At 35.6% G+C, this 26,999-nt stretch carries 20 protein-coding genes, 1 pseudogene and 3 riboswitches; of the genes and pseudogenes, 14 read left to right on the top strand and 7 right to left on the bottom strand.

The features are described 5' to 3' along the window. Window positions 1–34: 34 nt before the first annotated feature. Window positions 35–1,120, top strand: a complete 1,086-nt coding sequence (desB, locus tag BAQ44_RS18010; RefSeq protein WP_000661225.1) for a Delta(10) desaturase DesB — start codon at window positions 35–37, stop codon at window positions 1,118–1,120. Between the two features lie 52 nt (window positions 1,121–1,172). On the opposite strand, the gene BAQ44_RS18005 is transcribed toward desB, so the two are convergent. The 4 genes from BAQ44_RS18005 to BAQ44_RS17985 form a co-directional block, all read right to left on the bottom strand. After that, window positions 1,173–1,865, bottom strand: coding sequence for an amino acid ABC transporter permease (locus tag BAQ44_RS18005; protein WP_061678047.1), 693 nt, complete (start codon window positions 1,863–1,865; stop codon window positions 1,173–1,175). A gap of 93 nt (window positions 1,866–1,958) precedes the next feature. Further along, window positions 1,959–2,753 carry an ABC transporter substrate-binding protein gene (locus tag BAQ44_RS18000; protein WP_061678046.1) on the bottom strand — a complete coding sequence of 265 codons (795 nt, stop codon included), beginning with the start codon at window positions 2,751–2,753 and terminating at the stop codon, window positions 1,959–1,961. A gap of 100 nt (window positions 2,754–2,853) precedes the next feature. After that, window positions 2,854–3,576, bottom strand: a complete 723-nt coding sequence (locus BAQ44_RS17995) for an amino acid ABC transporter ATP-binding protein (protein ID WP_061678045.1) — start codon at window positions 3,574–3,576, stop codon at window positions 2,854–2,856. A 170-nt stretch (window positions 3,577–3,746) separates the two neighbouring features. Continuing rightward, the gene (locus BAQ44_RS17985; RefSeq protein ID WP_071722739.1) at window positions 3,747–5,471 is read right to left on the bottom strand and encodes a methyl-accepting chemotaxis protein; all 1,725 of its coding nucleotides are present in this window, start codon (window positions 5,469–5,471) and stop codon (window positions 3,747–3,749) included. A gap of 203 nt (window positions 5,472–5,674) precedes the next feature. On the opposite strand from BAQ44_RS17985, the pseudogene BAQ44_RS31825 reads away from it, so the two are divergent. Together BAQ44_RS31825 and BAQ44_RS17980 are read left to right on the top strand one after the other, a co-directional pair. Then, window positions 5,675–6,025: pseudogene (locus BAQ44_RS31825) on the top strand (HAMP domain-containing protein); the annotation flags it as partial. Next, window positions 6,017–6,967 (top strand): methyl-accepting chemotaxis protein, encoded by a 951-nt coding sequence (locus BAQ44_RS17980; RefSeq protein ID WP_411931508.1) that lies wholly within the window; start codon window positions 6,017–6,019, stop codon window positions 6,965–6,967. The pseudogene BAQ44_RS31825 and the gene BAQ44_RS17980, both read left to right, overlap by 9 nt. 31 nt (window positions 6,968–6,998) lie before the next feature. Here BAQ44_RS17980 and BAQ44_RS17975 read toward each other — a convergent pair whose 3' ends face one another. Continuing rightward, on the bottom strand, window positions 6,999–8,333 hold the full coding sequence (locus tag BAQ44_RS17975; RefSeq protein WP_071722737.1) for an FAD-binding oxidoreductase: 1,335 nt from the start codon (window positions 8,331–8,333) through the stop codon (window positions 6,999–7,001). 245 nt (window positions 8,334–8,578) lie between these two features. On the opposite strand from BAQ44_RS17975, the gene BAQ44_RS17970 reads away from it, so the two are divergent. From BAQ44_RS17970 to BAQ44_RS17955, 4 genes are all read left to right on the top strand, one after another. Further along, window positions 8,579–10,243 (top strand): glycoside hydrolase family 13 protein, encoded by a 1,665-nt coding sequence (locus BAQ44_RS17970; protein WP_071722735.1) that lies wholly within the window; start codon window positions 8,579–8,581, stop codon window positions 10,241–10,243. A gap of 205 nt (window positions 10,244–10,448) precedes the next feature. Then, on the top strand, window positions 10,449–12,086 hold the full coding sequence (locus BAQ44_RS17965) for a PTS transporter subunit IIBC (RefSeq protein ID WP_061678040.1): 1,638 nt from the start codon (window positions 10,449–10,451) through the stop codon (window positions 12,084–12,086). 4 nt (window positions 12,087–12,090) lie between these two features. After that, window positions 12,091–12,882 (top strand): endonuclease/exonuclease/phosphatase family protein, encoded by a 792-nt coding sequence (locus BAQ44_RS17960; RefSeq protein ID WP_071722733.1) that lies wholly within the window; start codon window positions 12,091–12,093, stop codon window positions 12,880–12,882. 306 nt (window positions 12,883–13,188) lie between these two features. Then, window positions 13,189–16,014, top strand: a complete 2,826-nt coding sequence (locus tag BAQ44_RS17955; RefSeq protein ID WP_071722731.1) for a YhgE/Pip domain-containing protein — start codon at window positions 13,189–13,191, stop codon at window positions 16,012–16,014. 41 nt (window positions 16,015–16,055) lie between these two features. Here the strand turns inward: BAQ44_RS17955 and topB are convergent, their stop codons facing one another. After that, window positions 16,056–18,245, bottom strand: coding sequence for a DNA topoisomerase III (gene topB / locus BAQ44_RS17950; RefSeq protein WP_071722729.1), 2,190 nt, complete (start codon window positions 18,243–18,245; stop codon window positions 16,056–16,058). A gap of 267 nt (window positions 18,246–18,512) precedes the next feature. Beyond that, window positions 18,513–18,622, top strand: a riboswitch (TPP riboswitch). Window positions 18,623–18,685: 63 nt separating this feature from the next. Here topB and thiM point away from each other — a divergent pair. Further along, a complete protein-coding gene (thiM, locus tag BAQ44_RS17945) occupies window positions 18,686–19,501 on the top strand; it encodes a hydroxyethylthiazole kinase (RefSeq protein WP_116758380.1) in 816 nt (271 codons plus the stop codon). 17 nt (window positions 19,502–19,518) lie between these two features. Continuing rightward, window positions 19,519–20,178 carry a thiamine phosphate synthase gene (gene thiE, locus BAQ44_RS17940; RefSeq protein WP_071722727.1) on the top strand — a complete coding sequence of 220 codons (660 nt, stop codon included), beginning with the start codon at window positions 19,519–19,521 and terminating at the stop codon, window positions 20,176–20,178. Window positions 20,179–20,360: 182 nt separating this feature from the next. On the opposite strand, the gene BAQ44_RS17935 is transcribed toward thiE, so the two are convergent. Further along, window positions 20,361–21,674 carry an anaerobic C4-dicarboxylate transporter family protein gene (locus BAQ44_RS17935; protein ID WP_000498711.1) on the bottom strand — a complete coding sequence of 438 codons (1,314 nt, stop codon included), beginning with the start codon at window positions 21,672–21,674 and terminating at the stop codon, window positions 20,361–20,363. A 283-nt stretch (window positions 21,675–21,957) separates the two neighbouring features. Then, window positions 21,958–22,042, top strand: a riboswitch (cyclic di-GMP riboswitch). 143 nt (window positions 22,043–22,185) lie between these two features. On the opposite strand from BAQ44_RS17935, the gene BAQ44_RS17930 reads away from it, so the two are divergent. The 5 genes from BAQ44_RS17930 to BAQ44_RS17910 all read left to right on the top strand — a co-directional run bounded on the left by BAQ44_RS17930 (window position 22,186) and on the right by BAQ44_RS17910 (window position 26,998). Continuing rightward, complete coding sequence (locus tag BAQ44_RS17930) at window positions 22,186–23,928, top strand: methyl-accepting chemotaxis protein (RefSeq protein WP_071722725.1); 1,743 nt, start codon at window positions 22,186–22,188, stop codon at window positions 23,926–23,928. Between the two features lie 61 nt (window positions 23,929–23,989). Next, a riboswitch (TPP riboswitch) is annotated at window positions 23,990–24,091 on the top strand. Between the two features lie 100 nt (window positions 24,092–24,191). After that, a complete protein-coding gene (locus BAQ44_RS17925; RefSeq protein WP_000082898.1) occupies window positions 24,192–24,512 on the top strand; it encodes an MTH1187 family thiamine-binding protein in 321 nt (106 codons plus the stop codon). Further along, window positions 24,484–25,257 (top strand): ABC transporter permease, encoded by a 774-nt coding sequence (locus BAQ44_RS17920; protein ID WP_001057159.1) that lies wholly within the window; start codon window positions 24,484–24,486, stop codon window positions 25,255–25,257. The genes BAQ44_RS17925 and BAQ44_RS17920 overlap by 29 nt, the downstream gene beginning before the upstream one ends. After that, a complete protein-coding gene (locus BAQ44_RS17915; RefSeq protein WP_063262176.1) occupies window positions 25,254–26,252 on the top strand; it encodes an ABC transporter substrate-binding protein in 999 nt (332 codons plus the stop codon). The genes BAQ44_RS17920 and BAQ44_RS17915 overlap by 4 nt, the downstream gene beginning before the upstream one ends. After that, complete coding sequence (locus tag BAQ44_RS17910; RefSeq protein ID WP_061676689.1) at window positions 26,249–26,998, top strand: ABC transporter ATP-binding protein; 750 nt, start codon at window positions 26,249–26,251, stop codon at window positions 26,996–26,998. The genes BAQ44_RS17915 and BAQ44_RS17910 overlap by 4 nt, the downstream gene beginning before the upstream one ends. The last annotated feature ends 1 nt before the right edge of the window (window position 26,999 follow it).

Below are 26,999 nucleotides of genomic sequence, written 5' to 3'. Positions count from 1 at the left end.
TGCGCAAGGCGCGGCATAAGAAAGGGGCAAAAGGATGAAGGAGCTTCATACGTTTGGGTGGTATGCAGCACGTGTATCACCACATTTGCCGAAAAAAGCATTTAAACCAGTTCCTACTCGTTTATTTGGTGGACTGGCTTATTTGCTTGTGGCATTGGCGGGGTTAATATCGATTGGTGTATTTGAATTGAATGTGTGGGCGAATCTAGGAATTGCGATTGTTCTTGGATTATGTTTTGCTTCACTTGGGTTTTTAGGGCACGAAATTTTACATGGAACTGTTGTAAGAAAAGCATGGCTTCGTGATTTCTTAGGCGCGATCGCATTTATGCCATTATCAACAGGTCCTAAACTTTGGAGAAAGTGGCATAATGCAACGCATCACGTTCATACACAACATGAAGAGAATGATCCAGATGCATGGCCGACACTTGAGAAGCTTAAGAAGAGTAAGTTTTTGAGCTGGGTATATCGTATGCCTCTTCATGTACGTTCATTCTTTAGTTTTCTGTCATTAACCATTCAATTTACATTGCATTCGACTCGAATGTTCTTTCATTTTATAAAAGAATTTAAGTCATCCAATCAAAAATCTGTATGGCTTCAACTTCTTTTGCCTTGGACAGTTTGGATTAGTTTATTGTTTATTATGGGACCTGGAAAATGGTTATTTGCATATGTGATTCCGTTGTTAATTGCTAACTTTATTGTAATGGCATATATCGCAACAAATCACCGCTTAAATCCAATTGTTCCAGTAAATGATCCATTAGCAAACTGTTTATCAGTAACAGTGCCGCGCTGGGTAGACGTTTTACATTTCAATTTCTCATATCATACAGAACACCATTTGTTCCCTGCTATGAGCTCTAAATACTATCCGTTAGTAAAAGAGAAAATTAAAGAAATGTGGCCGGAACGCTATCATGAGATGCCAATGACAAAAGCTTTGGCAGCGCTATGGAATACACCACGTGTGTATTATCAAGGAAGTGAATTAGTGGATCCGCATAGAGAGCATTTCTATGGTTCTTTAGGAAATGGACTAGATCCTCATAATATTTCATATCGTGAGGAACATATAGAGGAAGAAGAGAGTATTAAAAAAGTAAATCAGTAAAAATTGATATATTTTGCAGTGAAAAAGCAAGCCATCTTAGGCTTGCTTTTTCTTATAAAGAGACTTCTTTTTTATTCTTTCTACTAACTTGAACTGAATTGGTTTCTTTTCTTTGTAATCGTTGCTCTAAAAGATTAACAAAGTAAGTAAATAGAAGAACAAGTACGAGGTAATATAAACCAACAATTATGTATGTATCTAATTGTTGGAAGTTACTTGCAGCAATTGATAAACCTGATCCCCATAATTCGGACAATCCTACATATGCAACGAGCGAAGAATCCTTTAATCCAATAATAAACTGATTTCCTAAAGGAGGAAGAGATTGACGAAATGCTTGCGGCAATATAATACGGCGCATTGCTAAAGGATAAGGCATACCTAGAGAGCGAGCGGCTTCTAACTGTCCACGGTCGACAGATTGAATGGATCCGCGGAAAATTTCAGTAATATATGCACCGTTATGGATTGCTAAAGCAATTGCCCCTGCCCAAAAAGGAGTGAAGACAATAATTGATGTAATACCGAAATAGAGAATGGCAATTTGAACAATTAAAGGTGTACCACGAATAATGGCAATATATACATGAGCAATACTATTTAAAACCTTATTGTTAGAGATTCGAAAAAAGGCGAATAGTAATCCGATTAGTGAACCGAGTAATAGGGATGTTAGTGTTAATTGTAATGTGACAATAGTAGCCTTTAAGAGTGTGGGATAAGTAGACATAAAAATTTCAAACATATGTGTCACCTCATATTGTATGGATTTTGGTAGGGAATGAAATACCCCACATAAAAAGTGGGGCATAATGTATGAAACATTTGACTAGCTAATTTACTTCGTTTTTTCCTCTTCACCGAGAATATTACGCCCAAACCATTTTTTACTAATTTTTTCATACGTACCATCTTTAATGATTTCATCTAAAGCTTTATTTACTTTCTCAACCATTTCTTTATCATCTTTACGAATAGCAATTCCCATTTCATCAAGATTTAATGGTTTTCCAGCTTCTTTTATATTTGATTTCCCTTCTTTGATCATACGTAAACCGACCATTTGATCAGTGATTACTGCATCAATACGCCCAGGCTCTAAGTCCATAAGTGCAGTAATATCGCTGTCATATTCTGTGATTTGATCTGTATGTTTTGCAACAAGGTCTTTAAAGGTACTAGCTTTTACAACACCAATTTTCTTACCTTTCAAATCCTCTGGGGAAGAGATAGATGTATTCTTTTTAGCCACAAAAATTTGGGCACCAGAACGATAATAAGGATTTGAGAAATTAACAGCTTTTAAGCGTTCTTCTGTAATTGCCATACTGCCCAATATAGCATCATATTTTTTCGATTGTAGACCTTGAATTAGCGTTTCCCACGGATTTGTAATAGGAGTGGGTTTCATATTCATTTTTTTCGCAAGTGCCTCACCAATTTCCACATCAAAACCGGCAAGCTTTCCGTCATTTTCTTTATAGTTAAAAGGTTTATATAAGCCACTCATCGCATAACGGAATTCTTTTTCACCATTTGAAGAAGTAGTAGCACTTTCCTTACTACAGGCTCCTAGTATGAAGGATGTACATAATGTAATACTCGCAACAATGGTTAATAGTTTTCTTTTCATAAAACCCCTCCTATATATTGATCATACGGATGGTTTTAAGTATGTTATTGAGTTGTGCACCGTATGAATGTATTTCTTTTCGTTTGAAACAGAAGTTACATTATAAAACGTTGCGTAAAAATTGTTTTGCTCGTTCATGTGATGGAGCTGAAAAGAATTGCGCTGGCGGAGCGTCCTCTACAATTTTTCCATCATCCATAAAAATGACGCGATCAGCTACATCTCTTGCGAAATTCATTTCATGAGTAACAATAATCATGGTCATTCCTTCTTCAGCAAGTTCTTTCATAACTTGCAATACTTCTCCAACAAGTTCAGGATCTAAGGCTGAGGTAGGTTCATCAAATAGCATAATTTTAGGGTTCATAGCAAGAGCTCGTGCTATAGCAATGCGCTGTTTTTGACCACCTGATAGGAGGTGAGGCGTCACATCTGCTTTATCTTGTAGGCCGACTTTTTGCAATAGCTGATTTCCGATTTCCTTTGCGTTTGCTGCTTCTAATTTTTTTACATGAATAGGTGCTTCTATGATGTTTTCTAGTGAGGTCATATGGGGAAAGAGGTTAAAGTGCTGAAAAACCATACCGACATTCTCGCGGACTTTGTTTAAATTTGAATGCTTAGGATCAATTTGTTCCCCTTGTAAGTGAATTTCACCTTCATCGTACATTTCTAAAAAGTTCAGACAGCGAAGTAATGTACTTTTACCGGAACCACTGGCACCAATTAAAACAACAACTTCTTTTTCTTTTACTTCTAAATCAATTCCTTTTAAAACATCAAGTGAGCCGAATGATTTTACTAGATTTCGAACCTGAATCATACAAAACCCCCAGTCAAAAATATATTTTGCAAATGTTGCCCCTTATTTCTGTTATTAGCCACAAATTGTCAGAATCCTTCATTTTTTTCAGAGGATAGTTCCTATATAAATAAATCTGAATGTATAATTCAATTAGAAAGACCACCTAATTTAGGTGGTCTTTCCTATGCTTACAAATTTTTAATTTTAAATTGAGTTGCGAACGCTTCTAATTCTTCAACAAGTTTTTGCATTTGAAGAGACATATTTGTAATATCCTGTATTGATACCGACTGGGCTTGTGAAGATTGAGATGTATAATTAGTCTCCGAAACTATATTTTGTGAAATTGAAGAGATATTAATAAGTGCGCTATTTATTTCTTCTGAGCTTGCTGACATTTCTTCTGCACTTGCTGTTATATCTTGTATTTGATCTGTAACCTCATTAATATGATTCACGATATTATGGAATGCTAATTTTGCATTTTGAACGGCATGAATGCCTTCTTGAATTTCTTGTTGTCCTTTCCCCATAACGTTGACTACATCTTTTGTATCATTTTGTACGAGTAAGTTTAGTTTTGTTATATCTGTAGCTGCTTGTTTTGATTGTTCAGCAAGCTTACGAACTTCTTCAGACACAACTGCGAATCCTTTTCCATGTTCACCGGCGCGAGCAGATTCAATGGCAGCGTTTAAAGATAATAGATTTGTTTGTTCAGAAATGTAAGTAATAGTTTGTAATGCTTTATCGATATCTTGTGTACGAACAACTAATTGATCTACCACTTTATATATTTCATCCATGACGGTATGGATAGTTGTCATTTGAGAAATGGATTTCTCAATGATTTCGCTTCCTATATTCGCCTTATCAGAAGTAGAAATAGCTAAGTTTGAAATCGTTGTAGAAGATTCAGCTATGCTTTGCACGCCATTTGCTATTTCATCCATAGCTGTAGAACTATCTTTAATATTCGCAGACTGATCATTAATATGGTGAGACAACTGCTTCATTGTATTTGCAATGTTATCCATAGTGGAAGAGGAAACGGTTGCTGTTTCAACAATGTGGTTTGTAGAGCCTTTTACTTTTGCACTTGTTTGAATCACATTGTTAATAATTTGCTGTAAATTTAATATCATTTCATCAAAACTATTAAACATATGACCAAATTCATGACGATATTGTTTTGGTACAGCAACGGTTAAATCACCTTTTCCAGCTGTATTCATTATGTTTCGTAATGAATTGATTGGATTGATAATAGATTTAGCAGTAAATAAGGAGATAAGAATGCAAAGAACTAAACATGCAATGAATAAAGTAATTGTTACGCTTATCACTTGCTTATAAGAGTGTTGACTTTCATTATACAGATTTTCAGCTATCTTTTCGTTATAATCACTAAGATTTTTTAAAGAATCTACTGTAGCCGATAAATTAGGTTCAACTGTAGTTAGATAAAATGAATATGCTTGATTAAGTTTATTCTCTTTAATGAGATCAAGCATTTGAGCACGATGCTTTTCATAGTTTGCAAGTTTTTCTTTATATTGGTTGAGGAGTTTTTTTTCTTCGCCTGTTACATATGTATTTTCATATTGAGCTCGTAATTTTTCGGTTTCTTTATTTGCATCATTTAATTTAATTAAAATTGTAGTACGTCGATTCTCATCTTCAGTAATAATGAGTTCCTTTACATAACTAAACTCTTGGTACATGCTGCTCTCAATAGAGCCTAGCCATTTAATAGGTTGTAGACGATCCACATATACTGTTTGAAGCTGTTTGTGCATTTGTTGTAAATTTATATAATTTACAACGCTAATAATTAGTATGGAAAGAATGGGTACTGCCACTAACAATATCAATCTGTTTATAACATTTAAACGATCTAAAGTTTTTAACATAGAATCACCTAACCTTACATTATTTAGTTGAATATATAATTGGCATCCAAATAAAAGTATACATTATTTTTATTGTATATACAGAAAAAGTAATGTAATGAATATGTAAATAAAAAAACAAAAATCGATATATCTTTCTATAAGGAAAATATGGATAATAATATATAGATAGTATGTATATTACTTATGAGGAGGAATGAGAAATGGAAAAGGAGAAGAAAACTTTTTCCTTTGGTTTACGTACACAACTTATGCTATTTACTACAGTTTTAGCTTTTATTACATATTCAACAAGTATATTTTTTATTTACGTGATATACGATTATTTTCAAAGTTATGTAAGTCAAACTGTCTATAATATTATCGTTATGTTATTAGGTGTAGTATGGTCTGGAATTTTAGCGTATGGAGCAGCAATCTTTTTAATTAAACCGCTTCGAAAATTGGAGGAGGCTGCAAGGAAGGCCGCCGATGGTGATATTCGTGAAGATGTCCCGTTACCAAAAACAGATGATGAGATTAAATCTTTAAGTGTTGCATTCAATATGATGCTAGGGAACTTAAGAGGTATGGTAAAAAATATTGATACTACATTTTCGTATACAAATAATCAAGTTCAGCAAATTAGAAGACAAACAGGGGAAGCAACAAAGCAAGCACGAGGTGTGTCTGAAACCCTTGCAGAGATTTCTTCTGGCGCGGAGCAATCAGCAGCGTCCATTCAGGCGATTGTTTCGGCTGTCGATACAACAACTTCCATTGCAAGTGAAGTAGAAGAAAAAGCAAAACAGTCTGACGAGTTGTCTTTAGAAATGGTTCAAGCTTTAGGGCAAAGTACACGAGTCTTTACTTCCTTAATTCAAGGTATTCAAACATTGGCAAAAGAAAATGAAAATTCGATGCAAAATGTACAGAAGTTAGAAGAACGAATGAAACAAGTGGAACATATCGTTTCTGTTGTGAGTGAGATTGCTAGTCAAACGAATTTATTAGCACTGAATGCTTCTATTGAAGCAGCCCGTGCTGGAGAGCATGGAAGGGGCTTTGCAGTTGTAGCTGAAGAAGTACGTAAACTTGCTGATGAAAGCGATCATTCTGCAAGAAATATATCGCAATTATTACAGAATATGCAAGAAGAAGTGCAACAAGTCGCATTGAAAATGACAGAGCAAGTGAAAACAGCTAAAGAAGAGGCACAACGTGGGGCAGCTACCGAATTAATTTTAAAAGAAATGTCATCGAGTATTATGGAAGTTGCCGATGCAACGAAGCAAATTAGTGGCTATATGAACGAACAAGTGAGTCACATTCATCAAACAGGAGCACAGACGAAGGCTGTAGCAGCAATTGCTGAGGAAACATCAGCTGGTTCACAAGAAGTAGCGCGTGTGACGTTGCAACAATCAAAAAATATGGTACTAATCGATCAATTATTAAAGGATTTAGAGAAGCAAGCAGCGGACTTGAAACAAACAATTGAACGATTTTCAATGTAAAAAGGAAGAACAGCATTCTGTTCTTCCTTTTTTACGTATGAAAAGGAGGGATACTTTGTTGAAAATGAAAAACATTGCACGGATCATATATGGTTTTCACTTTACGCAATCTTTGAAAGTTAGGACCATAATAACTAGTTTGCCAATTTTTAATGTCGATATCGGGCCAATTGACATAGTCACCTAGTGTATAAGGATCTAAGCTTTCTCGTAAATCTTTAACCCAGCGTATGTTAAGATTTTTTTCATCATCGCATTTCCAAGAGGTAATGTATTCTTGCGCAATAATTGCTTTACGATGAAAATAAGCTGTTTCAGTAGGCGGAATATTTTCAACAGCGCCCACGAGCGATTGGTGCCAAATACTCGCACCTTTATTTGGAGCATGAGAAAGAAAATGTTGCATGATTTGAATTCCTTTAAGAGGGATAGGTTTATACACGTAGGAACCAGAACGCTTAAAGTTTTCAGGAATATTACCACTATTAAAGAATTGAACAGCTTTTATATATGGAACTTCATCTATAAAAAGTGAGGGGGTACCAGTTTCAAGAAGAGGAGATAATAAGGAATAGAGTTCAGAGGAAGGGCCAACAAATTCACCTTTTACTTCAATTTTATTTCGTTGCTTTGCGAATAATTCAATTGATGAAGTGAGACGCTCGTCTATATAAGGTGCCCAGTTTTGCCACGCTTGAAATGCAGCGATAAAATCTTCCCATTCCCATGTAATTGAGAAGATTGATACATTCTTTATAGGATGCACTCGAAAAGTTAAAGAAGTAACAATTCCGAAGTTTCCACCGCCGCCGCCGCGGCATGCCCAAAACAAGTTATGGTTTTCATGTTCGTTTGCGCGAATGATTTTTGCTCCAAATTTACCGCACGCTTGTACCATTTCAACTTCTACTAATTGATCACATGTTAATCCAAATAAGCGTGAAAGCATACCGATACCACCGCCAAGTACTAATCCAACAATTCCAACGCTTGCACTTGTACCAGCCGGTATTGTCACACCATAATTCCAAAGCTCTTTATAAACAGTGCCAAGATTTGCACCAGCTTCAATTGTTGCTGTTAATGTATCTGTATTAACAGTAATGCGATGCATTTCACTCACATCAATAATAAGTCCTCTATTTAAAAGAGAAAAATTTTCATAGCTATGACGGCCGCTTCTTAAGCGAAATGGTACATGACGTTCGCGTGCCCATTTTAAGGCGTTGCACACATCATTTTTATTTTGGCAAAAGACAATAATACAAGGGAGTTTTGGAATACTTAAATTTAAATTCATTCGGGCTACGTCATAGTCAGGATCTGAGGGAACAACGATACGACCTGTTAATTTTGTTTGTTTCAATTTATCACTCCTTTCTAAAAATAAGCAGTGCTTTTTATTAATATATGAAAAGCGTATGTAACGTGCGTGGACAAGAGCAGGTGAGGAATGAGATTTGCTTTTGTGAGAAATAAATAAAGCATAAGAATAAGGAATCTACATAGAGTTCAATGAAAACAGTTGCAAACTATTCATATTTTGTTATGATAGTGTTACGAAAACGTTTGCATAAATTTTCCGATGGGATGCAAAAGGAGAGAATGACTATGAATAAGACATGGTGGAAAGAAGCGGTTGCTTATCAAATTTACCCACGTAGCTTTATGGATTCAAATGGTGATGGTATTGGAGATTTACAAGGTATTATTGCGAAACTAGATTATTTAAAAGATTTAGGTATAGATGTAATTTGGATTTGTCCAATGTATAAGTCACCTAATGATGATAATGGTTATGACATTAGTGATTATCAAGATATCATGGATGAGTTTGGTACGATGGAAGACTTTGATGCTTTACTAGATGAAGTTCATAAGCGTGATATGAAGCTTATTATTGATTTAGTTATTAATCATACGAGTGATGAACATCCATGGTTTATTGAGTCGCGTTCATCTAAAGACAATCCGAAGCGTGATTGGTATATTTGGCACGATGGTAAAGATGGTGCGGAACCAAACAACTGGGAAAGTATTTTTAATGGTTCGGCATGGGAATATGATGAAGTAACAGGACAATATTATTTACATTTATTCTCGCGTAAACAACCAGATTTAAACTGGGAGAATAAAGAAGTTCGCGAAGTGTTATACGATACAGTTAATTGGTGGCTTGATAAAGGAATTGATGGTTTCCGAGTGGATGCAATTAGCCATATTAAAAAAGAAGATGGCTTTAAAGATATGCCAAATCCAAAAGAACTAAAGTATGTACCATCTTTTGATAAACATATGAATGTGGATGGTATTCAACCTTTATTAGAAGAATTAAAAGAAAATACGTTTTCTAAGTATGATATTATGACTGTTGGTGAAGCGAATGGCGTTAAGATTGAAGATGCTGAGCTTTGGGTTGGAGAAGAGCAAGGTAAGTTCAATATGGTATTCCAATTCGAGCATTTAAGTTTATGGGATGCAGAGAAGAAGAAAGATCTTGATGTTGTAGGATTGAAAAAGGTATTAACAAAATGGCAAAAAGGGTTAGAAAATAAAGGATGGAATGCTTTATATATTGAGAATCACGATAAGCCACGTATCGTTTCAACTTGGGGAGATGATAAACAATATTGGCGTGAAAGTGCGACAGCTCTTGGAGCAATGTATTTCTTTATGCACGGTACACCATTTATTTATCAAGGACAAGAAATTGGGATGACGAATGTTCAATTCCCAAATATTGAAGATTACGATGATGTAGCAATTAAAAATTTATATCGCGAGAAAATTGCAGAGGGTGTATCACATCAAGATATGATGGAGATTATATGGGCTTCTTGCCGCGATAATTCACGTACACCTATGCAGTGGAACCATGAGATGAATGCTGGCTTTACAACAAGTGCACCTTGGTTTGGTATGAATCCAAACTACAAAGAAATTAATGTTGAAAAGCAAAAGGATGAAGAAAACTCTATTTTCAACTTCTATAAGAAAATGATTGCCCTGAAAAAAGAGCATGATGTACTGAATTACGGTACGTACGATTTACTTTTAGAAGATGATCCGCAAATTTATGTATATACTCGTACATTAAACGATGAAAAAATCGTTGTAATTAGTAATATCTCAAAAGAGGAAGCAGTGTATAATGAGGGCTCATTTGCACTAGAACGCAAACGTTTGCTTTTAAATAACTATAAAGTTGCGGAACATGAACAAGTGACGACAATTACGTTAAAGCCTTATGAAACAAGGGTTTATCGCATTTCGTAATAAAAAAGGATGCTCTTAGAGCATCTTTTTTTATGAAAAAAAATAAATTTCTATTGCAAAGTGAAAACGCTTTTATTAAAATAGATTTATGAAAACGGTTGCGTAAAGATAAAAATAAAGTAGTATAAGGAATCGTTTTCATAATAGAAACAGAAATTATAATTTAAATCATTATGTTGTTATAAATAAAGGGGAGGAAGAACAGATGAAAATTACGTCTTTTGATTTTTGGCAAAAGTTCGGGAAAGCATTATTAGTTGTTGTAGCTGTAATGCCAGCAGCTGGTTTAATGATTTCTATCGGTAAGTTAATTGGGATGTCTGCTGGGGATATTAACGCAGTTCATACAATCGCTCGCGTAATGGAAGACATCGGTTGGGCAATTATTACAAATCTACACATCTTATTCGCAGTAGCAATTGGGGGATCTTGGGCGAAGGATCGCGCAGGTGGTGCATTTGCAGCGCTATTAGCATTCGTCTTAACGAACAGAATTACAGGAGCTATATTTGGCGTAAACGCTCAAATGTTAGCGGATTCAAAAGCGACAGTTTCTTCAGTATTAGCAGGAGATTTAGTTGTAAAAGATTACTTTACTTCTGTACTTGGTGCACCAGCATTAAACATGGGAGTTTTCGTAGGGATTATCACAGGTTTCTTAGGAGCTACTTTATATAACAAATATTATAACTATAACAAACTGCCACAGGCATTAGCATTCTTTAATGGAAAACGATTCGTACCATTCGTTGTAATTGTTTGGTCTACAGTTACTGCAATTGTATTATCACTTTTATGGCCATTCATCCAAAGTGGATTAAATGAATTTGGTCGCTGGATTGCAGCATCTAAAGATAGTGCACCAGTTGTTGCACCATTTGTATATGGAACGTTAGAGCGTTTACTATTACCATTCGGTTTACATCATATGTTAACGATTCCGATGAACTACACAGAGCTAGGCGGAACGTATACGATGTTAACTGGCTCAAAAGTGGGACAAATTGTAGCAGGACAAGATCCATTATGGCTTGCATGGATTACAGATTTAAATAACTTATTAGCAAATGGAGATACAAAAGCATATAACGATCTATTAAATAATGTTGTACCAGCTCGTTTCAAAGCTGGACAAGTTATCGGTTCAACAGCAGCGTTAATGGGTATTGCTTTCGCGATGTTCCGTAATGTTGATAAAGAAAAGCGTGCAAAATATAAACCAATGTTCTTATCTGCAGCATTAGCAGTATTCTTAACAGGTGTAACAGAACCAATTGAATTCATGTTCATGTTTATTGCTCCAGTATTGTATGTTGTATATGCAATTACAACAGGACTTGCATTCGCATTAGCAGATTTAATTAACTTACGTGTTCACGCATTTGGATTTATTGAGTTAATTACTCGTACACCGATGATGGTTAATGCAGGATTAACTAGAGATTTAATCAATTTCGTTATCGTTTCATTAGTATTCTTCGGTCTGAACTTTACATTATTCAATTTCTTAATTAAAAAGTTCAACTTACCAACACCAGGCCGTGCAGGTAATTACATTGATAATGAAGATGAGTCATCAGAAGGAACAGGAAATGTACAAGATGGTTCATTAGCAACAAAAGTTATTGATTTATTAGGTGGTAAAGAAAATATTGCTGACGTAGATGCTTGTATGACGCGTTTACGTGTAACAGTAAAAGATTTAGATGTTGTTGCACCAGAAGCACAATGGAAACAAAATGGTGCTTTAGGACTTATCGTAAAAGATAAAGGTGTACAAGCAGTATATGGCCCGAAAGCTGATGTATTAAAGTCAGACATTCAAGATATGTTAGGTGCGTAATAAGATGAAATTGCTAACTTTAAACTGTCACTCTTGGCAAGAAGAGAATCAACTAGAAAAGATAAAATATCTTGCTAAAGTCATTCAAGAAGAAGATTATGATGTGATCGCATTGCAAGAAGTAAGTCAGTCTATACAAGCTGAAAATGTATGCGGTCACAAGAAAAAAGATAATTTTGGACTTTTACTATTAGAAGAGTTAAGAGTGTTACATGTAAAAGATTACAATATTACTTGGGATTTTTCTCATATTGGATATGATGTGTATGAAGAAGGATTAGCGATTCTAACGAAACATAATGTTATAAATGAAGATACGTTTTTTGTATCAGAAAATAAGGATACAACGTATTGGAAAACACGCAAAATTGTAAGTGCAACAATTGCTTATAATGGTAAGAACATCACGTTTTACTCTTGTCACCTCGGTTGGTGGAATGATGAAGAAGAGCCATTCAAAGTTCAAGTTGATCGTTTAATGGAGCGTGTAAATCGCAATGAACTTTCCTTCTTAATGGGTGATTTTAATAATAATGCCCGTTTGCAAGGAGAGGGTTATGAGTATATGATACAAAAAGGTTTGTATGACACATATGAACTAGCAACAGAGAAGGATGAAGGAACAACTGTCCAAGGTGAGATTGCTGGTTGGGATGAAAATAAACATAATTTGCGAATCGATCTAATATTGTGTAACCAAAGTGAAAAAGTTCGCTCTTCAAAAGTCATTTTTAATGGTACAAACCGAAATATAATTTCAGATCATTTCGGTGTAGAAGTACAAGTAGATATATAATAGAAGAAAACCTCACAGATGATGAAAAGCTGTGAGGATTTTTTTTAGGAATACAAGTATTTCCAAGATAAAATACTTGTATTTTTTATGACATTTCCTATATATTTGTTATTATTGAATGTAAAACTGATTTGGTCATTTTGTATTCATACTTTGACTGACTTCGTTATATAATGTAGTAAGTCAAAGTTAATGGGAAAAAATAGTTCGTTTTTGGTTAATCCACGATGCAGAAAGTGATATAATTGCAAAATGTATGTATCATTTTCTAAAGAAGGAAAAATATATAATTAGGTGATAACTTCTATGAAACAAATTTGGCGTATTTATAAGACAGATTTACGGAATGTAGCTAAACATTGGGCTGCAATTGTTATTGTTTTAGGGTTAATGATTTTACCATCGTTATATGCATGGTTTAACATTAAAGCTTCTTGGGATCCATATGGAAATACAAAAGAGGTTCCCATTGCAGTTTCTAACCAAGATGCAGGCTCTAATTTAAGAGGGAAAGATATCAATATCGGGGACGAGATTGTAGATTCTCTTAAGAAAAACAAAAATCTTGGGTGGAAATTTGTAGATCAAAAACAAGCAATTTACGGAGTTGAGCGCGGGGATTACTATGCAAGTATTACAATCCCGAAAGATTTCTCTGAAAAGATTGCAACTGTTCTGGATGAAAATCCGCAGAAGCCAGAACTTGATTACTATGTAAATGAAAAGGTAAATGCGATTGCACCGAAAATTACAGCAAAAGGTGCATCAGGTATTACGGAAGAAATTAGTAAAAACTTCGTTAAAACAGCGAACGGTGAGATTTTTAAAATCTTCAATGACCTTGGAATCGATTTAGAAACAAACTTACCAAGTATCGAAAAAGTAAAAGATCTTGTCTTTAAGTTAGAAGCGCAGTTCCCAGAAATGAATACATTAATGGATAAGGCGTTAGATGATGCGACTCGAGCAGAAGATGTTGTGAAAGTGGCACAGAAAGAGTTGCCAGTTGTAGAAAGTGTTATTAATGATGGGCAAGAAGCGTTAGGGAACTTAGATAAGTTCTTTGCAAACAATGATCAAACATTGCAAAATGCACCTGGGACGATACGAAATCATTTAACAGCGGCTAAAAATGTAATGGAAAAAGCTAATGCTTTTACGGATTTTCTAATGCACCCGGGAATAGATTTTTCTGGTATGAAAGGGTTGCCGGAGTTTCCAGCGCGTCCGGATCTTTCAAAGTTGAACGATGAAGGTTATAAAAACATTGCAAGAAATATTAATCAAACAGTGAATAACGTTTTAAACTCGGCACGTGCAGGAACAACATACGGGAAAAGTGTTGTGAATGGATTGCAAAATGGTCAATTTGATCCAGAAAAGGCAAAACAAGATCTTAATGCGGTTTCTGAAAATCTTCAAGGTCGTACAGATAGTATTGCATATCTTATTAATGTATTTACTGAACTACAAAAATCGGCGACGACTGATTTTGGTCAAAGCTTTTTCCAAGGGCGAGTGGATCGCTTAACTAAGCTAAAAAGCGGCATGGAAAATGCAAACAACGGTATTAAAGATATTGTAAATGTTATCGGTACAGGACAAGAAGTAAAGAAAGATGTAACAGATGTAGCGAATCAAAAATTAGATGCAGCAAATGGATTAATTGATCAAGCGGAAAAAGATTATAATGAAACGTTTGTAGCAGATTACAAAAAAGCAGTTAGCGCAGTCGATCAAGCTAAAGTTGATGCAAATGAAGCATACGATAGTGTGAAAAATGAATATGATAAGTTTAAAAATGGTGTTGAAGATGCTAAAGCAAACATATCAAATAAAGGTGTTACTGATTTAGAGTGGGCAAAAGTATCTTTAAACGATTTAAATGGTCAATTAAAAGCTACCAAGAATTTAATTGGTGATGCAATTCCGGTTCTAGAAAGCACAAATAAGGTATTAGCAGATGTAAATAGTGACAAAAACCTTAATGGCGGAATTGCAAAATTGAACAAAATACAAAATTCTGTTCAAAAAGGTATAGATGCAACGAATAAGGCAACTACACTAATTAACAATGGACAGAAGCCTACAAAAGAGGTTGTAGAAAGTATTAATGAAGCGACTAAAAATGCTTCAGCTCAATTAGGCGATTTCTTAGCAACATATGATTCAGAAATCGTTCCAAACTTTAACACAGCAATTGAACGTACGAAACGTATGTCTAAAAACACATCTCAAATTTTAAAAGAAGCAGACAAAAAGCTTCCAGATGTTAAAAAGCTACTAGAAGATTCATCAAAAGGCTTAGTAGACGGTAGAAAAAAATTAGCAGATATTAAAGCTGACATGCCGGAGACTGAGAAAAAGATTAAAGACTTAGCAAATAAAATTCGTGATTTTGAATCGGAAGAGGATATAAAAGACATCATACGCTTATTGAAAAATGATGTTGAAAAGCAAAGTGACTACTTTGCGAATCCAGTAAATTTAAAAGAGAATAAATTATTTGCGATGCCGAACTATGGTTCAGCAATGTCACCATTCTATACAGTGCTTGCATTATGGGTAGGCGCATTATTAATGGTTTCATTATTAACAGTAGAAGTACACGAAGAGGGCGCGAATTATAAGAGCCATGAAATTTACTTCGGACGTTTATTAACATTCTTAACGATAGGTCTTTCACAGGCGTTTATCGTATCGATGGGAGATATATTCTTACTCGGTACGTACGTAGTCGATAAGTTCTGGTTTGTATTATTTAGTTTATTTATTGGTGGGGTCTTCGTTTGTATCGTATACTCACTCGTTTCTATTTTCGGAAACGTTGGGAAATCGATGGCGATCATTTTACTTGTACTGCAAGTAGCAGGATCGGGTGGAACATTCCCAATTCAAATGACACCAGCGTTCTTCCAAGCAATTTATCCGTTCTTACCGTTCACATACGCAATTAGTGCAATTCGTGAAACAGTAGGCGGAATGCTATGGGATATTGTAACTCGAGATTTACTTGTGTTAAGTGCTTTCGTAGTAATTATGATTGTTGCTGCGTTATTACTGAAAACACCAATTAACAAATCGAGTGAAAAATTCGTTGAGAACGCAAAAGGAAGTAAAATTATTCATTAATAATAAAAGGTTCCTACCGATAGAGGTAGGAACCTTTTTATTTAATCGAATTTTAATTTCTTTAAAGCTTCTGCGAACGGATTATTTAATGGTTCTTCTTCTTTATTCTGTTGTTTCATATATTTTTGAACATCGCGCTTATCAGCTTTGTTTCCAGATTCTTTTTTACGTCTTTCTTGGAATGTGGATAATTTCTCGCGATAGCCACATTTACATGCAAAGATTTGTCCCGCACCTTCACCACGTAATTCTAACTTTTTCTTACATTGCGGACAACGAGCGTTTGTTGTACGAGATACATTTTTACGATGACCACATTCACGGTCTTGGCATACAAGCATCTTTCCTTTTTTGCCGTTTACCTCTAGCATTGGTTTGCCACAGTCTGGACAAGACTTCGTGGAAATGTTGTCATGTTTATATTTTTTATCACTCGATTTAATTTCAGAAACAATTTCCTTCGTATAGTTCTTCATTTCTGAAATGAATACTTCTTTTTTCAGTTTACCCTTTGCAATTGCCTCGAGCTTTTGTTCCCACTCACCAGTTAGTGTAGGTGATTTTAACTCTTCTGGCACTAAATCAAGTAACTGACGGCCTTTTGAAGTAATGTGAATATCTTTACCACGTTTTTCAATTAAGAATGAATTGAATAGCTTGTCAATAATATCAGCACGCGTTGCTACAGTACCTAATCCACCAGTTGATTTTAGTGTATCAGCAAGTTGTTTATTTTGCGTATCCATATATTTTGTAGGATTCTCCATTGCTGAAAGTAAAGTCGCTTCGTTAAATCGTGCAGGTGCTTTTGTTTGACCTGATGTTTGCATAATTAACTTTACAGTTAATGTATCGCCTTTTTCAATGTGAGGTAGAAGTTGTTCTTTTACGTCATCTGTTACATCATCATCTTCAAAGCGATTTTCATATACTTCTTTCCAACCGGCATGCAGAATAGTTTTTCCGCGTGCAATGAACGTTTCATTACCAACTTTTGTGCGTAACGTTAGTTGCTCGTATTCAAAGGCCGGGAATAAAACAGCTAAGAAACGTTTTACAACTAAATCATAAATTTTACGTTCTTTATCTGTGAAGGCCGAGAAGTTAACGTATCCTTCTGTCGGAATAATTGCGTGATGATCACTTACTTTACTATCATCAACAAATGACTTATTAGACTTGATAGGCTTTTGTAATACTTTATATGCTAAAGGACGGTACTCTCCAACTCCGCACGCTTTTAGACGCTCTGGAAGTGTTCCAACGATATCTGATGAAATGTAGCGTGAATCTGTACGAGGGTACGTTAGCACCTTATGTTGCTCATACAATTTCTGCATAATGTTTAATGTTTCTTTTGCCGAGTAACCAAACTTTTTATTTGCATCACGTTGTAATTCAGTTAAATCGTAAAGACCAGGAGAGAATGACTTCTTCTGTTTTTTATCAATTTCCACAACAGTAGCATTATGCTTATCTAAAACTTTTACAATGCCATCAATTTTTTCTTTATTAAAACTGCGGCTATTACCGTTAGCATCTTGCCAAGTCAGCTTTAACTGATTCGTCGTTTGTGCTTCGATGCCGTAGTAAGTTTGAGCTTTGAAGTTCTTTATTTCATCTTCACGATTAGCAATCATAGCGACAGTAGGTGTTTGCACACGGCCGCAATTCAGCTGGGCATTAAAGCGAGTCGTTAAAGCGCGAGTCGCGTTAAGACCGATATACCAGTCAGCTTCTGAACGTGCAACTGCTGAAGCGTATAAATTGTCATATGCTTTACCCGGTTTTAAATTAGCGAATCCATCTTTAATCGCTTTATCAGTAACAGATGAAATCCATAGACGTTTGATCGGTTTGTTAACTCGAACTTTATCAATAATCCAGCGAGCGACTAATTCTCCTTCACGTCCAGCATCTGTCGCTACAATAATGTCATTTACATCTTTTCTAAGTAGCTGACTTTTTACAGCGTTAAATTGTTTCCCAGTTTGTTTAATAACTGTTAATTTCAAACGCTCAGGTAGCATCGGTAAATCTTCTAAATTCCACTTTTTATATTTCACATCGTAGCTTTCTGGATCTGCTAATGTAACAAGATGACCTAAAGCCCAAGTTACAATATATTTACTACCTTCAAGGTAGCCATTTCCTTTTTTATCGCACTTAAGTACACGCGCAATATCACGTGCAACGGAAGGCTTTTCAGCGATTATAACGCTTTTTGACATATTTAAAACATCCTTTCAAATTTCCATACGTTAACTATAGCATACATCTTCTTGAGATTCAGTTTCGCTCCAGATTTGAACGTTTTTTAGTGGGATAACATCCATTTGAAGGTGAATGATGGCGATAGAACATAATATGCACCATGATGAGACTATGAGAAATAGATATTTATTATGCGTGTTGTTTTATTATTGCTTCTATATGAAATAGAAAAGTAAAGAACTTGTTATTTTAGTAGAATAAGAGTAGACTTTGAAGTAGAAGAATACAAAACACATGGGAGTTTGTGGATGCAAACTGAGAGTATGACTAATCCGTCATTGACCATTTGAACCTGTTGGATAATGCCAGCGTAGGGAGAGTGTAAAAGCACATGTTCAGGCACTTTGCGTACGCGCAAAGTGTCTTTTTGTGTATCTCCCATCACTATAGTTAGGGGATGAGAAGGATGAATATGAAAGAAATTAGTAAAGTAGTGGATTTGGTGAGAGAATCTAATCCGCTCGTTCATAATATTACAAATGTTGTTGTAACAAATTTTACAGCTAACGGTTTGTTAGCGTTAGGGGCATCGCCTGTAATGGCGTATGCAAAAGAAGAAGTAGCAGAAATGGCTAGCATTGCTGGAGCGTTAGTATTAAATATGGGGACACTTCGTCCTGAAGAAGTAGAAGCGATGTTACTTGCGGGTAAATCAGCAAATGTGAATCATGTACCAGTATTGTTTGATCCAGTTGGTGCAGGAGCAACATCGTATCGAACAGAAGTTGCAAGACATATTCCAGCTGAAATTGATTTAGCGATTATCCGCGGAAATGCAGCTGAAATAGCGAACGTTATTAATGAGAGATGGGAAATTAAAGGAGTAGACGCCGGTGCTGGAAATGGAAATATCGTAAGTATCGCAAGGCAGGCAGCTGATGAATTAAATACAGTTGCGGTGATTACTGGAAAAGAAGATGTTGTTACAGATGGAGAGCGAACGATTCTTATTCGAAATGGTCACTCTATTTTAACGAAAGTTACGGGAACTGGTTGTTTACTAACTTCTGTAATAGGAGCATTTGTAGCAGTAGAAAAGGATTATGTAAAGGCAGCAGTAGCTGCATTAACGTTTTATGGTGTAGCTGCGGAACTGGCAGCTGCTAAGACGGTGGAGCAGGGACCTGGTAGTTTCCAAATTGAATTTTTAAATCAGTTAGCGAATATAACTTCAGATGATATTGAGAAGTATGGGAAGATTGAGCTTATATAGTAAGGAGGGGGAATTAGATGTCACGTATTACAAAGGCTGAAATGTCTAGATTGTTATCAGTATACTTCATTATGGGAAGTAACAATTGTACAAAGGAGCCACTACAAGTGTTGAGAGATGCACTTGAAGGCGGTATAACAATTTTTCAATTCCGTGAAAAAGGGGAAGGGGCTTTAACGGGAGAGAAACGTATTTGTTTCGCAAAAGAACTACAAGCAATTTGTAAGGAGTACGGTGTCCCATTCATTGTAAATGATGATGTGGAACTAGCTATCGAGTTAGATGCAGATGGCGTGCATGTTGGACAAGATGATGAAGGAATTACTTCTGTTCGTGAAAAAATGGGAGATAAAATTGTTGGTGTATCTACACATACAATTGAAGAAGCACATTGGGCAATTGAAAACGGAGCTGATTATTTAGGTGTTGGTCCTATTTTCCCAACGAGTACGAAAAAAGATACGAAAGCTGTGCAAGGAACGAAAGGTTTAGCTCATTTTAGAGAACAAGGAATTACAATACCGATCGTTGGGATTGGTGGCATTACAATTGAAAATACAGCTTCAGTTATAGAAGCAGGTGCGGACGGTGTTTCAGTTATTTCTGCAATTAGTTTAGCAGAATCTGCGTATGAAAGTACGAAGAAGTTAGTAGAGGAAGTAAATAAGAGTTTGTAGAAAAAAGCTATGTAGTATTAAAATGCTACATAGCTTTTTGGGTATTGATAATTAGAAATAGGGGGGATTATTTGAAACGGAATAGGTTTGTAGCGTTGCAAAATGAGTTGTTTCGTTTATTTAAACAAACGTTTGATTAAAAAAGCACAAACCCTTTAAAACTGTAGGTTTGTGCTTTTTCTTTAAAACATAATTGAAATTAAGAGCATTCCAATTCCGATAGAAGTGAATGTTGCGATTAGGCCTGGAATCATAAAGCTATGATTTAAAACATATTTACCAATGCCAGTTGTACCAGTGCGATCAAAGTTAATGGCAGCAACGATTGTTCCATAGTTTGGAATGAAGAAATATCCATTTACTGCAGGGAACATCGCGATTAGTAGTGCTGGTGGAATACCGAGTGATAATCCAAGAGGCATTAAAGCACGTACTGTTGCGGCTTGGCTATATAGTAAAATAGATAGAATGAATAATGCGATGGCAAATAGCCATGGTGCACTTGTTACTAGGTGCTGAATTGATCCTTGAATCATATTTAAGTTTCCGTTAAAGAAAGTATCTCCCATCCAAGCGATACCGAAAATAGCAACAACTGCTGTTGCCCCCGCTTTAAAGACGTTACCAGACACGATGCTTTCTACATTTGGTTTGCAGAAAATAATAATAAGAGCTGCGATAGTTAACATAACCATTTCAATTGTGTTTGGCATGGAAAGACGAGCTAACTTCCCGTCGACCATCCATCCTGGACGAAGTGCTTCAAATGAACCGAGAAGTACGACAAGGAAAGTTCCTACTAAGAAAAGGATAACGGATAGTTTAGCACCTTTTAAACCAACAAATTCTTTCTTCTCTTCAATTTTAGGAATCATTCCTTCTTTTAATCGTTTCAAGTATTCAGGGTCTTCATTTAATTCTTTCCCCATTTTGCTAGCAACAAATGCAGCTACCATACAAGCGATGAAGGTAGAAGGAATACTTACTTTTAAAATATCTAATAAAGTGATTTTATAGTCAGCTAACATTGCTAAAAGAGCAACTGTTGCAGCTGATATAGGGCTAGCTGTAATTGCTTGTTGGGAAGCGATTACGGCAATTGACATTGGTCGTTCCGGTCTAATCCCAGATTCGCGAGAGACTTCTGCGATAACAGGAAGTACAGAATAAGCAACGTGACCAGTTCCTGCGCACAGTGTAAATAAATAAGTAACAATTGGAGCAAAGAATGTAATGCGCTTTGGATTTTTTCGTAATGCTTTTTCAGCCAGATGAACAAGGTAGTCCATTCCTCCAGCGGCTTGCAGTGCACCGGCAGCTGTAATTACTGCTAAAATCATAAGCATTACATCAATAGGAGGAGCTGTAGGTTGTAAGTGGAAGACGAAAACAAGTATTGCCATACCAACGCCACCCATTACTCCTAGACCAACTCCGCCTAGGCGTGCGCCAATAAAAATGCAGAGTAGTAACGTAAGAAATTGTAGCCAAAACATAATAAACTACCTCCGAAATTCATTAGTTAAGATATATTTAAATAATTTAATTTGAATGAAAATTAAATTAAATACTCAAAACAATCCTTGTGTTATATACATTTTTTATTATATAACACAAGAATTGTAACATTCACGAACTTTGTTAAATTATTTCGAAAAAATAATACGTTGAAACTTTACATTTGCATCTCTAAATAGGTAGACATTTTAATTTTTATGTTGTAATCTTTGATAGAGAATACTTTAATTCTCATAGAACTCCCATATCGTTCAACTCGTTCAGCGAGAAAGGCAAACTAATGGAAACATTAGGACGCAAAACTACAGGAGCTAAGGCCGTAAGGCTATGCTAGCCAGTTACCGGACGGATAGGGTTGGTCTTGACCAATGCTCTTTTCATTGGTCTTTTTTTTGTGTGTAAACAAATGAGGATAATTATCATTTATTAATAAGGTGTATATTTTAATAGCGTTACTTTATAGTAAGTTAATTAAGAAAGGTGATGTTAATGAAAAAATATTGGCACAAGCTATCATTTCTTCAAAAAAATGTATTGCTAACTGTATCAGTTATTTTGACGCTTGTTGGTACTATGGGAGCGTTAAGTTTTAACATGTTTCAAAATAGCATGATGTCTATATTTGAAAGGCATTCTTTTGAAACAGGAGATACGGTATTACATAAATTAGACGCAGAAATATTAAGAGATGTTGCAAAAAATCCAACCGCAGAAAGAGAAAAAAGAGAGAAGTTAACAGAGAAATTAGATGAATCAACGGAAGAATTGAACAGTGTTGGACAAACGTATATTGTTGGAGCGAAAAAAAATGAAAAAGGTGAGCTACAAATCATTGATTTGTCCACAGGTTTAGCAAATGTTGTAGAAGTAAGACCGGGGGAATATTATAAACAACCAGATCTTTGGATGGAAGCATATGATAAAGTAATGAGCACAAAAAAAGCAAACATGACAGTAGTATATGAAGACGCATTGGGATCATGGGTAACGATATTAGAGCCAATTAAAGATGAGAAAGATAATATTGTGGCAATCGTTGCAGCCGATGTAGATGCTTCTATTGTTCCTATGACAAAAGAAAAGTTCATTATACAAGGTTTACTGTTTATTTGTATTTCTGTTTTAATTGCAACGGTTATTCAATTTCTAATCGTACGTAACGCACTTGCTCCATTGCGGGATTTACGTGAAGGATTGCGCAAAGTCGGTGAAGGTGACTTAAGTATTAAATTAGAGGAAAGACCAGATGATATTGGTATTATTAATGCGTATTTTAATAATACCATCGAGAAGTTTAAAGGGATTATAGATAAAGTGAAGCAGACAGCAGAACAGGTTTCCTCATCTTCACAAGAATTGTCAGTGAGTACGAAAGAGAATAGCATGGCAGTCCAAGGAATCGTAAGTTCTATAGTTGAGTTAAGGGCTGGTATTCAATTACAAGAAACTGCAGTACCAAAGTATTTAGAGATTATATATGAAATGGAAGATAGGATGGAAGAGATAACTAATACTGCAAAACAAATGGCGAAAGAGTCTGAAGGTACAAAGCATCATTCAGTAAAAGGGAATGGTATTATTGAACAGACGATTAATCAAATGAACATAATACAAAATGCAGTACAAGATTTATCTTCTATTATTTATTCTTTGGAAACAAGATCGAAAGAAATTAGTGAAATTATAACAGTAATTACTGGTATTTCAAATCAAACGAATTCGCTAGCTCTAAATGCTACTACTATTGAAGCTTCATGTGCTGAGAAAACTGGTGAGGGATTTGTCGTTGTTGCGGATGAAGTGCGTAAATTAGCAGAGCAGACCGCAGCGTCAGCAAAAGATATAGCAAAATTAATAGGGGAAACACAAGCTGGGACGGAAGAAGCTGTTGTTTCAATGCAAAATGTTTTAAAAGAAGTAGAATCTGGAATGAAACTTGTTGAAAGTAGTGGTGCTTTCTTTGATGGAATTTCAAAATCAGCACAATCTGTTACAAATCAAGTTAGAGTTGTTTCTGACAATTCAAGTGATATATTGCAAAATAGCCAAAATATTGTGCGGGTTATAAATGAATTATCACTTATCGCAAATACGTATGCGAATAGTAATAGTAATGTTGAAGAAAGTATGAAAGAACAGGAAATGTCTGTACAGGATATTGCTGAATTAGCTAGCTCTTTAAGCTGGCTTTCACAGGAGTTACAAGAGTTAATAGGGGAATTCAAAAGTTAAATGAAATGATTATACGTGCTTTTGTTTGTTCAATAAAATAAATCATGCTACAATGAAAACGAATTAAGGACCGGGGAGCCAATTGGCTGAGAGGATGTAAACAAACATCGACCCTCAACCTGATCTGGATAATGCCAGCGTAGGGAGTTACTTAAAGTGATGTAGCATATGTTATTCTATAATAACTTGCATACAAGGCTTTCCTACGTAGTAGGAAAGCCTTTTCTTGTTTTAACATTTTATTTTATAAGGGGGATTTTACTATGTCACAACAAGTTACAATTTCATTTTCAGTAGTACCACAAGCGAAGAACAAAGATGTGTATTCTGTTGTTGATAAAGCAATTGAGGTTGTACAACAATCGGGAGTTCGTTATGAAGTAGGGGCAATGGAAACAACGCTGGAAGGAGAATTAGATGTACTTCTTGATGTCATTAAACGTGCACAACAAGCGTGTGTGGATGCTGGAGCAGAGGAAGTGATTACTTCTATTAAAATCCATTATCGTCCAAGCACTGGTGTAACGATAGATGAAAAGGTTTGGAAGTACCGTGATGAATATGCAAAACCAGAAGCAATCTAAAATAATTACAACTATTTGGCTTATCCTTCTCATTGCGATATGGGAAGGATCTGTTTCATTATTTAAAATTGAACCGTGGATTTTACCGAAGCCTTCTGCCATTGTTCAAGAATTAATTGGAATGAAAGATTTACTATTACCGAATACGATGCAAACGTTACAAGAGGTTCTAATCGGACTGTTTTTTGCGATTTTAATTGGGACAAGTATTGCAATTATTATGGATGTTATCCCTTTATTTCGTATTTTAATAAATCCGTTGCTTGTTATTTCGCAAACGATTCCAATCGTTGTACTTGCACCGTTATTTATTATTTGGTTTGGATATGGAATGCTACCGAAAGTAATGGTAGTCATACTCGTTTGTTTCTTCCCGATTGCGCTTAGCATTTTAGAAGGTTTTCAAACGGTAGATAAAAATATGTTGAAGTTGTTGCAAACGATGAAGGCAACGAAATGGCAAGTTTACCAGAAAGTAAAGTTTCCAGCAGTGCTTCCGTACTTTTTCTCAGGGTTAAAAATTGCAGTTACATATAGCGTAATGGGAGCGATTATTGGGGAATGGCTCGGTGCCAGTGAAGGGTTAGGAGTTATGCTTACGCGAGCTACAAAATCCTTTTTAACAGCCCGAGTATTTGGTGTGGCAGCGATTATTGTTATGGTGACATTATGCCTGTATTTTATCGTGGAGTTTATGGCAAGAATAACAGCACCATGGATATATAGAAAGGACGGCAGAAAATGAAAAAAGGTTTAAAAGTTATGTTGGCTGCCTTATTAGCAGTAGGTGTGGCTGGATGTAATCCGGCGAAGAAAGAAGATAGTGCAAGTAAAGATCAAAAAGTAAAAGTAGTATTAGATTGGTTTCCAAATACGAACCATACTGGCTTATATGTAGCGCAAGCGAAAGATTATTATAAAAAGCAAGGCTTAGATGTAGAAATTATTCAGCCTGGTGATAATGTGACAGCGGAGCAAATGATAGCTTCAGGAAAGGCTGACTTCGCAATAAGCGCACAAGAAAATGTAACGTTGGCTCGTGTGGAAGGTATTCCTGTTGTATCTGTCGGAGCGATTATTCAGCATAACACTTCAGCTTTTGCATCGCTTAAGAAAGATAACATGACTTCACCGAAAGATTTTGAAGGTAAACGTTACGGAGGCTGGGGAGGACCAGCAGAAGAAGCAACGTTGAAGACAATTATGGAGAAACATCAAGCTGATTTTAATAAAGTTGAAAAAATCATCTTAGGACAAACCGATTTCTTTAAATCAATAGGCCGTGATGCAGACTTTGAATGGATTTATTACGGATGGGATGGAATTGAAGCGAAGCGCCAAGGAAAAGAGTTAAATACGATTATGGTGAAAGACTTAGACCCAGCGCTTGATTTCTATAGTCCTGTTATGATTACGAGTGAAAAACATACGAAGCAAGATAAAGACTTTGTGAAAAAGTTTATGAGTGCAACGACAGAAGGGTATAATTTTGCAATTAAAGAGCCGAAAGAAGCTGCTGATATTTTAATTAAAGCTGTTCCAGATGTAAATAAAGACTTAGTACAAGAAAGTCAAAAGTGGTTAAGTACGAAGTATCAAGATGATGCAAAAGCATGGGGAGTACAGAAGGAAGAAGTTTGGACGAATTACATGAATTTCTTATATGATAACAAAGTTATTAAGAAGAAGATTGATGTAAAAGATGCCTTTACAAATGAGTTCCTTCCAAGCGAAAAATGAGTGGATTACAAATAAAAGAGGTTGTAAAAGCTTTTGATGGAAAGAATGTATTAGCAAATATTAGTGCTTCTATACGAGAGGGAGAGTTCGTTTCTTTTGTAGGCCCAAGTGGTTGCGGGAAAAGCACATTATTAAATATGATTGCAAATGTTGAAAATCCAACAAGTGGGAATGTAACGTATAAAGATAAGCAAATGCAAGAGCAAGATGTTGTAAGTTACATGCCGCAACAGGATTTATTACTGCCGTGGCGATCAGCTTTGCAAAATATAGTTCTTCCATTGGAAATCGAAGGGAAACCGAAAAAACAAAGGCTAACAGAGGGAATGGAAGCATTAAAGCAATTTGAGCTAGATGAATATGCAGACCATTATCCAGATGAATTGTCTGGTGGTATGCGTCAAAGAATTAGTTTTCTGCGCACATATTTATGTGAAAAGCCAATTATGCTACTTGATGAGCCTTTTGGAAAATTAGATGCCTTTACAAAAATGGAAGTACATAGCTGGCTTTTAAACTCTTGGCATCAAGAGAAGCAAACAATCGTTATGGTCACACATGACTTAGATGAGGCTATCTTGCTTTCGGACCGCATATTTATATTATCTCAAAGACCAGCCTCAATAGTTGGTGAGGTACAAGTGAAATTACCTAGGCCGAGAACGATGGATATGTTAACATCACTTGAGTTAAAGAAGGATAAGGAAGAAATTCTGAGAGTATTAGCCCCGTATATGAAAAAATAGA

This window comes from Bacillus mobilis, assembly GCF_001884045.1.
GTDB classification, from domain to species: Bacteria; Bacillota; Bacilli; order Bacillales; family Bacillaceae_G; genus Bacillus_A; species Bacillus_A mobilis.
Note: the sequence above shows the minus strand (reverse complement) of the source record. Positions and strands in the feature narration are given on the sequence as shown.

Excerpts from the sequence above, each read along its gene's own strand:
- desB (WP_000661225.1), top strand. The coding sequence starts at position 35 with ATGAAGGAGCTTCATACGTTTGGGTGGTATGCAGCACGTGTATCACCA.
- BAQ44_RS18005 (WP_061678047.1), bottom strand. The coding sequence starts at position 1,865 with ATGTTTGAAATTTTTATGTCTACTTATCCCACACTCTTAAAGGCTACT.
- BAQ44_RS18000 (WP_061678046.1), bottom strand. The coding sequence starts at position 2,753 with ATGAAAAGAAAACTATTAACCATTGTTGCGAGTATTACATTATGTACA.
- BAQ44_RS17995 (WP_061678045.1), bottom strand. The coding sequence starts at position 3,576 with ATGATTCAGGTTCGAAATCTAGTAAAATCATTCGGCTCACTTGATGTT.
- BAQ44_RS17985 (WP_071722739.1), bottom strand. The coding sequence starts at position 5,471 with ATGTTAAAAACTTTAGATCGTTTAAATGTTATAAACAGATTGATATTG.
- BAQ44_RS17980 (WP_411931508.1), top strand. The coding sequence starts at position 6,017 with ATGATGCTAGGGAACTTAAGAGGTATGGTAAAAAATATTGATACTACA.
- BAQ44_RS17970 (WP_071722735.1), top strand. The coding sequence starts at position 8,579 with ATGAATAAGACATGGTGGAAAGAAGCGGTTGCTTATCAAATTTACCCA.
- BAQ44_RS17965 (WP_061678040.1), top strand. The coding sequence starts at position 10,449 with ATGAAAATTACGTCTTTTGATTTTTGGCAAAAGTTCGGGAAAGCATTA.
- BAQ44_RS17960 (WP_071722733.1), top strand. The coding sequence starts at position 12,091 with ATGAAATTGCTAACTTTAAACTGTCACTCTTGGCAAGAAGAGAATCAA.
- BAQ44_RS17955 (WP_071722731.1), top strand. The coding sequence starts at position 13,189 with ATGAAACAAATTTGGCGTATTTATAAGACAGATTTACGGAATGTAGCT.
- topB (WP_071722729.1), bottom strand. The coding sequence starts at position 18,245 with ATGTCAAAAAGCGTTATAATCGCTGAAAAGCCTTCCGTTGCACGTGAT.
- thiM (WP_116758380.1), top strand. The coding sequence starts at position 18,686 with ATGAGAAGGATGAATATGAAAGAAATTAGTAAAGTAGTGGATTTGGTG.
- thiE (WP_071722727.1), top strand. The coding sequence starts at position 19,519 with ATGTCACGTATTACAAAGGCTGAAATGTCTAGATTGTTATCAGTATAC.
- BAQ44_RS17935 (WP_000498711.1), bottom strand. The coding sequence starts at position 21,674 with ATGTTTTGGCTACAATTTCTTACGTTACTACTCTGCATTTTTATTGGC.
- BAQ44_RS17930 (WP_071722725.1), top strand. The coding sequence starts at position 22,186 with ATGAAAAAATATTGGCACAAGCTATCATTTCTTCAAAAAAATGTATTG.
- BAQ44_RS17925 (WP_000082898.1), top strand. The coding sequence starts at position 24,192 with ATGTCACAACAAGTTACAATTTCATTTTCAGTAGTACCACAAGCGAAG.
- BAQ44_RS17920 (WP_001057159.1), top strand. The coding sequence starts at position 24,484 with ATGAATATGCAAAACCAGAAGCAATCTAAAATAATTACAACTATTTGG.
- BAQ44_RS17915 (WP_063262176.1), top strand. The coding sequence starts at position 25,254 with ATGAAAAAAGGTTTAAAAGTTATGTTGGCTGCCTTATTAGCAGTAGGT.
- BAQ44_RS17910 (WP_061676689.1), top strand. The coding sequence starts at position 26,249 with ATGAGTGGATTACAAATAAAAGAGGTTGTAAAAGCTTTTGATGGAAAG.